This window comes from Pseudomonas sp. RT4P38 (genome assembly GCF_054897765.1).
In genome coordinates this window covers 3,361,705-3,375,254 of record NZ_CM142703.1, presented here as the reverse complement: position 1 = coordinate 3,375,254, position 13,550 = coordinate 3,361,705, and the positions used below count along the sequence as shown (strand labels likewise).

At 59.8% G+C, this 13,550-nt stretch carries 9 protein-coding genes; all 9 read left to right on the top strand.

The genetic code is table 11. From position 1 onward, the window contains the following. Window positions 1–50: 50 nt before the first annotated feature. Complete coding sequence (locus ACYZT7_RS15655; RefSeq protein WP_462037277.1) at window positions 51–566, top strand: sigma-70 family RNA polymerase sigma factor; 516 nt, start codon at window positions 51–53, stop codon at window positions 564–566. Then, window positions 567–1,544 (top strand): FecR domain-containing protein, encoded by a 978-nt coding sequence (locus tag ACYZT7_RS15650; RefSeq protein ID WP_462037276.1) that lies wholly within the window; start codon window positions 567–569, stop codon window positions 1,542–1,544. 97 nt (window positions 1,545–1,641) lie between these two features. After that, window positions 1,642–4,056, top strand: coding sequence for a TonB-dependent siderophore receptor (locus ACYZT7_RS15645; protein WP_462037275.1), 2,415 nt, complete (start codon window positions 1,642–1,644; stop codon window positions 4,054–4,056). A 62-nt stretch (window positions 4,057–4,118) separates the two neighbouring features. Continuing rightward, entirely contained in the window at window positions 4,119–5,300 is a 1,182-nt protein-coding gene (locus tag ACYZT7_RS15640) for an ABC transporter substrate-binding protein (protein ID WP_462037274.1), read from the top strand. Then, window positions 5,297–6,358, top strand: a complete 1,062-nt coding sequence (locus ACYZT7_RS15635; protein ID WP_462037273.1) for a FecCD family ABC transporter permease — start codon at window positions 5,297–5,299, stop codon at window positions 6,356–6,358. The genes ACYZT7_RS15640 and ACYZT7_RS15635 overlap by 4 nt, the downstream gene beginning before the upstream one ends. Further along, complete coding sequence (locus tag ACYZT7_RS15630) at window positions 6,352–7,107, top strand: ABC transporter ATP-binding protein (RefSeq protein WP_462037272.1); 756 nt, start codon at window positions 6,352–6,354, stop codon at window positions 7,105–7,107. The genes ACYZT7_RS15635 and ACYZT7_RS15630 overlap by 7 nt, the downstream gene beginning before the upstream one ends. 542 nt (window positions 7,108–7,649) lie before the next feature. Next, complete coding sequence (gene mexE / locus ACYZT7_RS15625; protein ID WP_462037271.1) at window positions 7,650–8,903, top strand: multidrug efflux RND transporter periplasmic adaptor subunit MexE; 1,254 nt, start codon at window positions 7,650–7,652, stop codon at window positions 8,901–8,903. Window positions 8,904–8,918: 15 nt separating this feature from the next. Next, a complete protein-coding gene (locus ACYZT7_RS15620; RefSeq protein ID WP_462037270.1) occupies window positions 8,919–12,101 on the top strand; it encodes an efflux RND transporter permease subunit in 3,183 nt (1,060 codons plus the stop codon). Then, the gene (locus tag ACYZT7_RS15615) at window positions 12,098–13,519 is read left to right on the top strand and encodes an efflux transporter outer membrane subunit (protein ID WP_462037269.1); all 1,422 of its coding nucleotides are present in this window, start codon (window positions 12,098–12,100) and stop codon (window positions 13,517–13,519) included. The genes ACYZT7_RS15620 and ACYZT7_RS15615 overlap by 4 nt, the downstream gene beginning before the upstream one ends. Window positions 13,520–13,550: the final 31 nt, after the last annotated feature.

The window sequence follows — 13,550 nt, the reverse complement described above, 5'->3', positions numbered from 1 at the left end:
TTGTAAACTAGCATTGGGAATACTTCTCAATTGCATGAAAATCTGCAGCCATGAGCGAAACCCTTCCCGCGAATAATGACAATCACCTGCGCGCGATCGAAGCCCTGTACAGCGGCCATCACGGCTGGCTGTACGCGACGCTGAGGAAAAAACTGGGTAACGCCATGGATGCGGCGGATCTGGCGCAGGACACTTTCACCCGCATCCTCGCGTCCCAGGTCACCGTCATCGAGCAACCTCGCGCGTACCTGAGCTGCGTGGCCAAAGGTATTCTGGTGAACTGGTATCAGCGCAAGGCACTGGAACGCGCCTACCTCGATGCCCTCGCTCATGTGCCCGCGCCGGAAGTGCCTTCGCCGGAACTGCGTTTCATGGTGCTGGAGACCCTGCACGAAATCGACGCGATGCTCGACGCCCTGCCACCGCTGGTCAAACGCGCATTCCTGCTGTCGCAGATCAGCGGCCTGAAATACGACGACATCGCCGAGCAATTGGGCGTTGCGCTGATCACCGTCAAACGCTACATGAAGCAAGCCTTCGTGCAGTGCCTGTTGCTGGTGGAATGAATGCTTGCACGGCGCAATGAACCGCACCTCGACCACCTGGCCCTTGAAGAAGCGGCCGACTGGTTGATCCGCATGAGTGAAAGCGAACTCAGTGACACCGAACGTGCCGAATGGGAGTGCTGGAAAGTCAGCACGCCCGAACGCAGCAGAGCCTGGTCGCGCGCGCAGTTGTTGCAGACCAAACTCGGCGGCTTGCCACCGTCACTGGCCATGTCGGCACTCGATCGCCCAAGCAGCCCGGAACGGCGCGCGGCGCTGGGCAAACTGGCGATGATTCTGGCGATCCTGCCAGCCGGTTGGGGCAGCTGGAAACTGGCCGAATCGCAGCAGTGGTCCGCCGACTATCACACGGCCGTCGGTCAGCAGCGCGAACTGACTCTGGCCGATGGCTCGAAAATCACCTTGAACACCGACACCGCCATCGACGTGCTGTTCGACGCCAATCAACGCCTCATCCACCTGCGCGAAGGCGAAATGCTGGTGCAAACCGCACCGGACATTTCCCCGATGGCCCGCCCCTTTCTGGTCAGCACCCGTCAGGGCCGCATGCAGGCACTAGGGACGCGGTTTACCGTTCGAGAACTGCAACCTCGCACTCACCTTGTCGTGCTGGAAGGCGCGGTGAAAGTCGAACTCGCGGAAAATCGCCAAAGCACACCGCTGATCGTCAATGCCGGTCAACGCACCGACTTTTCTTCCCATACGTTTGGCCAGCTCAGCGTCGCCGACCGCTACGTCGGCGCCTGGACCCAAGGCATGCTGATGGCGGACAAAATGCGCCTGGCCGATTTCGTCGCCGAACTGACGCGCTATCGCCGTGGCGTCGTGCGTCTCGATCCGGCACTTGCCGATCTGCGCATTTCCGGCGCCTACCCCATCAGCGACAGCCAGCGCACGTTGAACATGCTGGCGCAAACCTACCCGATTCTCGTCAGCGGCCATTTGAATGGCTACTGGGTCATGCTCTCCCCGGCCTGAGTCAAAAAATATTTGCCGAACCGGTGATACTTTTTTTGATCTCGACTGGCTACAGGGGAGAAGCACTTTTCCGTCCTGTTCATAGGCTCACTCATCCATGCTTGCTGCACGCCTCCTGCGCCCGGATCGTCAGTTCAAACCAGTTGTTCGCAGTGCGTTGCTAAGCCTTGTCCTGATCGGTGCCGTTTGCCCGTTTGCCTTGGCCGTCGTGCCGGTGCAACTGGACTCTGTCGCGGTCCGCACCTACAACATCCCCGCCGGGCCACTCGGTGCCACTCTGTCGAGCTTCGCGGTGGGCGCCGGCATTGCTCTGTCGTTCCAGCCATCGTTGACCGAAGGCCTGACCAGTCCTGCGCTGATCGGCAATTTCTCTACCCTGGAGGCGGTCAATCGTTTGCTGGAAGGCAGTGGCCTGGACATGGTTTTACGCAGCGACGGCAGCTACACACTGGTCCCGCGCCGGGTGACACTGGATGAAACGGCCGTCATCGGCACTGAAAAGCGCGCCGATTCTTTGCCGGCGGTGTATGCCGGCGGCCAGGTGGCCAACGGCGGACGATTGGGCATTCTGGGCAATACCGATGTGATGGACGCGCCTTTCAGCGTCAGCACCTACACTTCGGCACTGATCAAGGATCAACAGGCAGTCACCGTCGGCGACGTGCTGGAGCGCGATTCATCGGTACGCTCCACTGGCCAGACCGGGGGGATTGTCGACTCGTTCTTCATCCGTGGCTTTCCCGTCGGCGAAGGCAATTTGGGGGAACTGGCATTCGACGGCGTGTACGGCGTGGCGCCCAACTACCGGGTGTTCACCGAATACGCCGAGCGTATCGAACTGGTCAAAGGCCCCAGCGCCCTGCTCTATGGCATGTCACCGAACAACGCGGTCGGCGGCGTCATCAACGTGGTGCCCAAGCGCTCCCTCGATGAAGACCTGACCCGTTTCACCGCCAGTTACGCCATGGACTCGCAGCTCGGTGGTCACCTCGATGTCAGTCGGCGTTTCGGTGAAGAACGCCGCTTCGGTGTGCGCATCAACGGCAGCACACAGCTGGGAGATACAGTGATCGACGATCAATCGCGCCATGTCGATATCGGCGCCATTTCCCTCGATTATCAGGGCGAACGCCTGCGCACCACCTTTGATTGGCTCAACCAGAAAGAAAGCTTCGACGCTGCCTCACGACCGTTTCTGATCGCTTCGGGCGTGGACATTCCCTCGGCCGCCAACGGCCGAACCAATGTCAGTCAGGATTGGGGTTGGTCGACAACCCGTGACAAATCGGCGTTGCTCAGCGGCGAATACGACCTCAGCGACACCCTGACCGTGTTCGCCCACGCGGGCGGCGGCAAATCGGATGTTGCGCGGATGTCCGACCAGACCCCGACCATTATCAACGCCGCTGGCGACACCTCGTCGATCCCCGGCTACTACAAGTTCGAAGTCGAGCGTTACACCGTCGACGCCGGTGCGCGCCTGCGTTTCGACACCGGGCCGATCAGTCATCGCACGGCTTTGCAGGTCAGTCGTTACCGCGACATGTTGTCTCGCGGGATCATTTCCGGCGCGCCGATCCTCTCCAATATTTACCACCCGGTGGATCGCCCGAAGCCTTACATCCCCAAGCCGGACACGCCAAAAGTGTCCGAGAGCGAACTGACCGGTGTGGCGCTGGCTGACACGCTGTCGATTCTGGATGACCGTGCACAGATGACCCTCGGCATGCGCAAACAGAACATCAAATCCGACAACTACAATGCGTCCGGCGTCGTCACCACGTCCTACGATGACGGCCGAACCACACCGTTGTTCGGCGCAGTGCTCAAGCCCTGGGATCACGTTTCGTTCTACTACAACTACATTGAAGGTCTGAGCAAAGGCGACATCGCGCCCTCCACCGCTTCCAATGCCGGCGAGATTTTCGCCCCTTACGTTTCCCGCCAGCATGAACTCGGGGTCAAGGTCGACTACGGCACCTTCACCTCCACCCTCAGCCTGTTTCAGATCACCAAACCCAGCGGCGAACTGACCTCCGGGGTGTTTTCGGTCCAGGGCGAACAACGCAATCGCGGGCTGGAGCTGAATGTATTCGGCGAAGTCACTCCGGGCACTCGTGTGCTCGGTGGTGTGACCCTGCTCAATGCCGAACTGACCAAAACCGGCGTGGCCGCCAACCGTGGCAATAAACCGGTCGGCGTACCCGAAGTTCAGGCCAACCTCTGGGCCGAATGGGACACCTCGTGGGTCGAAGGCCTGACGCTTTCCGGTGGCGCTATCCACACCGGCAGCCAGTACGTGACTCAGGCCAACACGCAAAAACTGGATGACTGGACTCGTTTCGATGTCGGCGCACGCTTCACCACCCGCATCGATGAACGACCGACCACGTTCCGCGCCACCGTGCAGAACGTGTTCGACCACGAATACTGGTCGGGCGTCGCCTCTTATGGCGCGTTTTCCCAAGGTTCACCGCGCACCTTATTATTGTCGGCGACTGTCGATTTCTGAAACGTTCAGCCGGATGACGGTGTGAACCGTTGACCGAACTGACTTTTGCAAAGGCTTTTACCATGGTGATTTTTGATCGACGCAGCCTCGCTTTTGCTGCGCTGTTACTGGCAGGACTGCTGAGCCTGTTTTCGCTGATGCCGCGCAATGCCCACGCCACCGAAGCAGACGCGGCGCGCACCGAAGTCACCGACCTCTTGGGGCGCAAGGTCAAGGTTCATTTGCCGGTCAGACGGGTCATCCTCGGTGAAGGCCGGCAGTTGTATCTGGTCGCCGCCCTCGACACACAAAACCCGATCGAGCGCATCGTCGGCTGGCGCAAGGATCTGATCCAGTCGGACCCGGACACCTACAACGCCTACCTGCGCAAATTCCCCGGCATCGCCAAGATCCCCACCTTCGGCGGGTTTGAGGACGGCACTTTCGACATCGAGCAGGCCATCTCGCAGCGCCCGGACGTGATCATCCTCAACATCGAGGCGCAGCATGCCACCGAAGATGCGCGCTACATCGAAAAGCTCGACGCCCTGGGCATCCCGGTGGTGTACGTCGACTTTCGCAACAATCCGATCCAGAACACCGAGCCGACCATGCGCCTGTTCGGCCAACTGTTCGGCAAGGAGCAACGAGCCGAAGCCTTCATCGATTTCCGTAACCAGCAGATTCATCGCGTCACCGACATCATCGAGAAACAACACCCGCCCCGCCCCAGCGTGTTCATTGAGCGCATCGGCGGCTACACCGATGATTGCTGCCTGAGTTTCGGCAACGAGAACTTTGGCCTGTTCGTCGATATGGCCGGTGGCGACAACATTGCCCGCCGCATCATTCCGACCACGTTCGGCCAGTTGAACCCCGAGCAAGTCGTCGTTGCCAATCCTGCGCACGTAGTGGTCACCACCGCCAACTGGGAAGCTTTTGCCCCCGGCGGCCACTGGGTCGGCGTAGGTCCGGGGGCGGACATGACAGAAGCCAGGAAAAAACTCGCGTGGTACACCCAGCGTCCGGCCTATGCCGGCATCAAGGCCCAGGACAATCAAGCCTTCCATGCCATCTGGCATCAGTTCTACAACAGTCCCTACCAATTCGTCGCCATTCAGCAAATGGCGAAATGGTTTCATCCGGAGCTGTTTGCCGATCTTGATCCGGACGCGTCATTCCGCGAACTGCATGAGCGCTTCCTGCCGGTGCCGTATGAGTCAGGCTACTTTGTCAGCCTGCGCCAACCCGAGGTCAAGCCATGAGCTCATTGACCGACGCCGTGGTTGTGCAGCGCGAAACCTACCGTCGTATGGTGCTGCGTAAACGCCTGATTCTTTCCGGGCTGGTAATTCTGTTGATGTGCAGCGTGCTGCTCGATCTGGCCCTGGGTCCGGCGAGCTACAGCCTCAGCGAAGTGCTCGGCGCACTGTTTTCGCCAGACAGCGCTTCACCGCAGGTGCGCGTGGTGATGTGGGATATCCGCTTGCCGGTGGCGTTAATGGCAGTTGCCGTTGGCGCGGCGTTGTCGCTGGCCGGCGCGCAGATGCAGACGATCCTCAACAACCCGTTGGCCAGCCCATTTACCCTGGGTATTTCCGCCGCCGCCAGCTTCGGCGCGGCGTTGGGTTTGGCATTCGGCGTCGCGCTGTTCCCGCTGGCGGCGCAATTCATGGTGCCGCTGAACGCGTTCATCATGGCCATGCTGTCGGCGCTGCTGATCCACTTTCTGAGCATGCGTCGCGGCGTCACCGCCGAAACCATCGTGTTGCTCGGTATAGCGCTGGTGTTCACCTTCAATGCGCTGTTGGCGCTGGTGCAGTTCTTCGCCACCGAACAAGCCGTGGCCGCCGTGGTGTTCTGGACCATGGGTAGCCTGACCAAAGCTACGTGGCCGAAACTCGGCATTATCTGTCTGGTGATCCTAATCACCCTGCCGATATTCGCCAAACGCGCCTGGGCCCTGACCGCCCTGCGCCTGGGCGACGACAAGGCCGCCAGTTTCGGCATCAACGTACGCAGCCTGCGCTTTCAGACGCTGATCATGGTCAGCCTGCTCGCCTCGTTTCCCGTGGCGTTTGTCGGCACAATCGGTTTCATCGGGCTAGTCGGTCCGCACATCGCCCGTATGCTGATCGGTGAGGACCAGCGGTTTTTCCTGCCAGCCTCCTTGCTGACCGGCTCGTTGATTCTGTCGGCCAGCTCCGTGGTCAGCAAAACCCTGATCCCCGGCGCGATATTCCCCATCGGCGTGGTCACGTCGCTGATCGGCGTACCGTTCTTCATATCTCTGATTATCGGCGGGAAGAAAAACTCATGGTGAAGCTGCAACTGGAGAATCTCGGTGCCCGCTACGGCCAGCGCGAGATCATTCGTGATGTCTCGACGGCGACGTTTTTCGGCGGTCAGGTGGTCGCCGTAGTCGGGCCCAACGCGGCGGGCAAATCGACGCTGTTCAAACGAATGGCCGGACTGATCGACGGCCCCGGACAGGTGATCTTGCAGGAGTCGAAAAAAGGGCTGACGGGCATCAGTTACATGCCGCAGGGTCTGAATGCCAGTGCGCGGTTGACGGTTTATGAATCCGTGTTACTGGCGCGCAAGCAACTGACACCCGGGTGGGTCGTTCATGATGACGAACTGAAACTGGTCGACGAGATTCTCGCTGCGCTGGGCATCACCGGATTATCCTTTCGCAACCTCGGTGAACTCAGCGGCGGTCAGCAACAGTTGGTGTCCATCGCGCAAACTCTGGTGCGCGAACCGGAAATACTGCTGATGGACGAACCGACTAGCGCCCTCGACATGCATCGGCAGGTTCAGGTACTGAACTTCATGCGCAGCCTGGCCCGAAAACGCGAGGTCATTGTGTTCATCGCCATCCACGATCTGAATCAGGCACTGCGTTTCGCCGATCAGGTTCTGGTAATTGCCGACGGCACCACGCAAGGTAGCGGCCCGTGTCACGAGGTGATTACCGAATTGATGCTGCGCAGCGTTTATAAGATTGAGGCTCGGATTGAGCAGTGCAGTCGTGGACAACGGCATATCGTGATTGACGATATTGTTTGATGGCTTGCAATGATCGCCCCGGAGCGCCCGGTTTTCGCGACGGTGGTACTGATTCTGCACTATGTTGTAGCAAACGCAGGATGCGAGGGCAGCACTGATCCGGGCAATTCCAATATGGAGCTACACTGAAAACCACCCAGTGCCATACTGGAATAAACTCAGCATACCCGGTCGCGATCGCCCGAGCACGCCTTGCAATCGGGGGCAAGTATAGGGGCAGCCGCAATAGTTTTCCTGATTATGTGTGAGGGCTTCTGGCCCCATCGCGAGCAAGCTCGCTCCCACATTGGAATGCATTACCCTGTGGGAGCGAGCTTGCTCGCGATGGCAGCGACTCGATCTAACGCCTTATCTTTGCACTCCCCGCAACACTGAATTGTCATCAATCCAATTGATAGCCACCTAACGAAAGGTGCACGCTAGAGGGCTTGCCTAGGCCTTATATCATTCCGAATGATAGTTACCTTTGCCTCATTCGATTCGTGCGATACATCCTCGCCGAGCATCATCCGTCCATTCTCAATACATTGGCGGATGCATCCATGGAACAATCACTTAAACATTTGCGCTTCCCGTTGGCCCTGTTGGCCGTGCTGGTGATGAGCGCCTGCGGCAAGACTCCGGACACGGCCGCCACTATGCCCGCAGCCAAAGTCAGCGTGGCCAAGGTGCTGGAACAACCGGTCAACGAATGGGACGAATTCACCGGCCGCCTCGAAGCGCCGGAAACCGTAGAAATTCGTCCACGGGTCTCTGGTCAGATCGATGAAGTAGCTTTCACTGAAGGCGCTTTGGTCAAGAAAGGCGACCTGTTGTTTCAGATTGACCCACGTCCATTCCAGGCCGAGGTCCGCCGCCTCGAAGCCCTGGTTGCCCAATCCCGCGCCAACGCCACCCGCAGCGAAAATGAAGCCCAACGCGGTGAGCGTCTGCGCACCAGTAATGCGATTTCCGCCGAACTGGCCGATTCGCGCACCAGCGCTTCGCAAGAAGCCCGCGCTGCCGTCGGTGCCCTCCACGCACAACTGGACCTGGCCAAACTGAACCTGAGCTTCACCCGTGTCACCGCACCGATCAGTGGCCGCGTCAGCCGCGCGGAAATCACCGCCGGCAACCTGGTGACCGCCGATACCACCGCGCTGACCAGTGTGGTGTCCACTGACAAGGTCTACGCCTACTTCGACGCCGACGAGCGTGTATTCCTCAAGTACACCGCGCTCGCTCGCCAAGGCAAACGCGGTGCAACCACCCCGGTTTACCTGGGCCTGTCCAACGAAGACGGCAATCCGCACCAGGGCGTGATGAATTTCGTCGACAACCAGGTCAACCCGAAAACCGGCACCATTCGCGGTCGTGCGGTGTTCGACAACAGCGACGGCGCCTATACCCCAGGCCTGTATGCCCGCCTGAAACTGGTCGGCAGCGGCACCTACTCTGCCGTGCTGATCAATGACGAAGCGGTCGGTACCGATTTGGGTAAAAAGTTCGTGCTGGTGATGGATGCCGACAACAAGACGGCGTATCGCTCAGTCGAACTGGGTCCGAAGATCGAAGGCTTGCGCATCGTGCGCAGCGGCCTGAACAAGGACGACACCGTCATCGTCAAGGGGCTGCAACGGGTTCGCCCTGGCTCGCCGGTCACCCCTGAAGTGATTCCGATGGCCAGCGAACAAACCCTCGCCGCTCTGGCTCAACAACGACAAGCGCTGGAAGCCAGCAACCTGCCCCAAGTCGCACCTGCCAAGGTCGCGCCGGGTTCGGTTGTGAAACTGGCTACTGCGACTCCACGCGGTTAAGGGACGACAACTCCGATGAATTTTTCCCAATTCTTCATTTCGCGGCCGATCTTCGCAGCGGTGCTTTCCCTGCTGATCCTGATCGCCGGCGCCATCTCGCTGTTCCAATTGCCGATCAGCGAGTACCCGGAAGTGGTTCCGCCGACCGTTGTGGTCCGTGCCAACTTCCCGGGTGCCAACCCAAAAGTCATCGGTGAAACCGTGGCTGCTCCGTTGGAGCAAGCCATCACCGGTGTCGAGAACATGCTGTACATGTCTTCGCAGTCCACCGCTGACGGCAAGATCACCCTGACCATCACCTTTGCGCTGGGCACTGATCTGGACAACGCACAGGTGCAGGTGCAGAACCGCGTGACCCGGACCGAGCCGAAACTTCCCGAGGAAGTGACGCGCATCGGTATCACCGTGGACAAGGCTTCGCCCGACCTGACCATGGTTGTGCACTTGACCTCGCCGGACAAACGCTACGACATGCTCTACCTGTCCAACTACGCCTTGCTCAACATCAAGGATGAGCTGGCGCGTCTGGGCGGTGTCGGTGACGTGCAGTTGTTCGGTATGGGCGATTACTCGCTGCGGGTCTGGCTCGATCCGAACAAGACCGCTTCGCGCAACCTGACCGCCACCGACGTCGTGACCGCCATCCGTGAACAGAACCGTCAGGTGGCTGCCGGTGCATTGGGCGCACCTCCTGCACCGAATGCCACCGCATTTCAGCTGTCGGTCAACACGCAAGGCCGTCTGGTTTCTGAAGAAGAGTTCGAGAACATCATCATTCGCTCCGGCGACAACGGTGAAATCACGCGCCTGAAAGACATCGCTCGGATTGAATTGGGTTCCAGCCAGTACGCCCTGCGTTCCTTGCTGAACAACCAACCGGCGGTGGCGATCCCGATCTTCCAGCGCCCAGGCTCCAACGCGATTCAGATCTCCAACGACGTTCGGGAGAAAATGGCCGAGCTGAAGAAGAACTTCCCGGAAGGCATGGACTTCAGCATCGTCTATGACCCGACGATCTTCGTGCGCGGCTCCATCGAGGCGGTGGTTCACACCCTCTTCGAAGCACTGATCCTCGTTGTATTGGTAGTGATCCTGTTCCTGCAAACCTGGCGCGCCTCGATCATTCCGTTGGTGGCGGTGCCGGTTTCGCTGATCGGTACGTTTGCGGTGATGCACTTGTTCGGCTTCTCGCTGAACGCCCTGTCACTGTTCGGCCTGGTATTGGCCATCGGTATCGTGGTGGACGACGCCATCGTGGTGGTGGAGAACGTCGAGCGAAACATCGGACTGGGGCTCACTCCGGTCGAAGCGACCAAGCGGGCCATGCGTGAAGTGACCGGTCCAATCATCGCGACGGCGCTGGTGCTGTGTGCGGTGTTTATCCCGGCGGCCTTCATCTCCGGATTGACCGGGCAGTTCTACAAGCAATTCGCCCTGACCATCGCGATCTCGACCGTGATCTCGGCGTTCAACTCGCTGACCCTATCGCCTGCCTTGGCGGCTGTGTTGCTCAAGAGCCATGACGCGCCGAAGGACGGTTTCTCCAAGGTCCTCGACAAGATCTTTGGTGGCTGGCTGTTCCGCCCGTTCAACCGCTTCTTTGACAAGGCCAGCCACGGCTATGTCGGAACCGTGGGCCGGGTTATCCGCAGCAGCGGTATCGCCCTGCTGTTGTACGCAGGCCTGATGGTGCTGACCTTCTTCGGTTTCGCCAACACCCCGACCGGTTTCGTACCCGGCCAGGACAAGCAATACCTGGTGGCCTTCGCTCAACTGCCGGATGCCTCGAGCCTGGACCGTACCGAAGACGTGATCAAACGCATGTCCGACCTGGCCCTGAAACAGCCTGGCGTGGAAAGTGCCGTGGCCTTCCCGGGCCTGTCGATCAACGGTTTCACCAACAGCCCTAACGCCGGCATCGTGTTCGTCACCCTGAAACCGTTCGACGAGCGTAAAGACCCAAGCATGTCCGCCGGTGCGATTGCCGGCGCATTGAACGGCCAGTTCGCCGGGATTCAAGAAGCCTACATGGCGATCTTCCCGCCGCCGCCCGTACAAGGCCTGGGCACCATCGGTGGTTTCCGCCTGCAGATCGAAGACCGGGGCAACCTGGGTTATGACGAGCTGTACAAAGAAACCATGAACATCATCAACAAAAGCCACAACGTGCCGGAACTGGCCGCCCTGTTCACCAGCTACACCGTGAACGTGCCGCAGGTCGATGCGGCTATCGACCGGGAGAAAGCCAAGACTCATGGCGTGGCCGTCAGCGACATCTTTGACACCCTGCAGATCTATCTGGGTTCGCTGTATGCCAACGACTTCAACCGCTTCGGTCGTACCTATCAGGTCAACGTTCAGGCTGAACAGCAGTTCCGTCTCGAACCGGACCAGATCGGTCAGTTGAAAGTGCGTAACAACAAAGGCGAGATGATCCCGCTGGCGACCTTCATCAAGGTCAGTGACACCTCGGGCCCGGACCGCGTGATGCACTACAACGGTTTCATCACCGCTGAAATCAACGGTGCAGCCGCCCCCGGCTACAGCTCCGGCCAGGCCGAAAAAGCCATCGAAAAACTGCTCAAGGAAGAACTTCCGAACGGCATGACCTACGAGTGGACCGACCTGACCTACCAGCAGATTCTGTCCGGCAACACTGCGCTGTTCGTGTTCCCGCTCTGCGTACTGCTGGCGTTCCTGGTACTCGCGGCACAGTACGAAAGCTGGAGCCTGCCACTGGCGGTGATCCTGATCGTACCGATGACCTTGCTGTCGGCTATCACCGGTGTGATTGCTTCGGGAGGTGACAACAACATCTTCACTCAGATCGGCTTGATCGTACTGGTGGGACTTGCCTGTAAGAACGCGATCCTGATCGTCGAGTTCGCCAAGGACAAACAGCAGGATGAAGGCCTCAGCCCGCTCGCCGCGGTACTGGAAGCTTGCCGACTGCGTCTGCGGCCGATCCTGATGACTTCCTTCGCGTTCATCATGGGTGTTGTGCCTCTGGTCTTCTCCAGCGGTGCGGGTGCCGAAATGCGTCATGCCATGGGTGTGGCGGTGTTCTCCGGGATGCTCGGGGTGACCTTCTTCGGCCTGTTGCTGACGCCAGTGTTCTACGTATTGATTCGTAACTTTGTGGAGCGCGGTGAAGCGCGCAAAGCGGCCAAGGCCCTGAAACTGGAGGCGCAACAATGAGCCTGAAAGCCTTCCTGCCGAGCCTTCTGGTACTGGCCCTGAGTGCCTGTGCCGTCGGCCCGGACTACAAGACTCCAGCCACTGAGCCGGCCAACATCACGACCGCCACCGATGGCAGCGCCGGTCAGAAGAACTTCGACCGCTCGCGTTTCGAAGGCATCTGGTGGCAGCAGTTCGAAGATCCGACCCTCAACCAGTTGGTGACCCAATCGCTGCAAGGCAACCGTGATTTGCGCGTAGCCTTTGCCCGCTGGAAAGCGGCCCGGGCAATTCGCGATGACGTCAGCAATGACGCCATGCCAACCATCACCAGCCGGGCCAGCAGTGACCTGGGCAAGGGTCAGATCCCGGGGCAGACCACCAAGCGGGTCAGTAGCGAACGCTACGACCTGGGCCTGGACATGGCGTGGGAGATCGACCTGTTTGGCCGTATCCAGCGCAATCTGGAATCTGCCGACGCCGAACAGCAAGCGCTCGAAGCCGATCTGTACCAACTGCAAGTCTCGATGATTGCCGAACTGGTGGATGCTTACGGTCAACTGCGCGGTGCGCAGCTGCGGGAAAAGATCGCCCTGGCCAACCTGAACAATCAGCAGGAGTCGAGCAAGATCACCGTCAGCCTGCGTGATGCCGGTGTCGGCGATCAGCTCGATGTGGTCCGCGCCGATGCGCGCCTGGCATCTGTCGAAGCCAGCGTGCCGCAGTTGCAGGCTGAACAGGTTCGTCAACGCAACCGCATCGCCACCCTGCTGGGTGAACGTCCGGACAGGCTGACCGTCGACCTGAGTCCAAAAGATTTGCCGGCGATCGCCAAGGCCCTGCCGATCGGTGATCCGGGTGAACTGCTGCAACGTCGCCCGGACATCCTTAGCGCCGAGCGCAAACTGGCTTCCGCCACTGCCCGTATCGGCGCGGCCAAGGCTGATTTGTTCCCTCGGGTCAGCCTCAGCGGTTTCCTTGGCTTCACCGCCGGGCGCGGTTCGCAGATCGGTTCCTCGGCGGCTACCGCCTGGGCACTGGGCCCGAGCATTACCTGGGCTGCATTCGACCTTGGCAGCGTGCGCGCCCGTTTACGTGGCGCCGATGCTGATGCCGAAGGTGCCCTGGCGACCTACGAGCAACAAGTACTGTTGGCGTTGGAAGAGTCAGAAAACGCCTTTAGCGACTACGGCAAACGTCAACAACGCCTGATCTCGCTGATTCGTCAGAGTGAATCCAGCCGCGCCGCGGCCGACCTGGCCGACATTCGCTACCGCGAAGGCACGGCGGACTTCCTCGTCCTGCTCGACGCCCAGCGCGAGCGTTTGGCGGCTGAAGACACCCAGGCCCAGGCCGAAGTCGATCTTTACCGCGGCATTGTCGCGATTTACAAAGCCCTCGGCGGTGGCTGGCAACCAGAGACGGTCGCCAGCAAGTAATGTTTTAACGAGCTCCTTTGGTTGGCCGCAA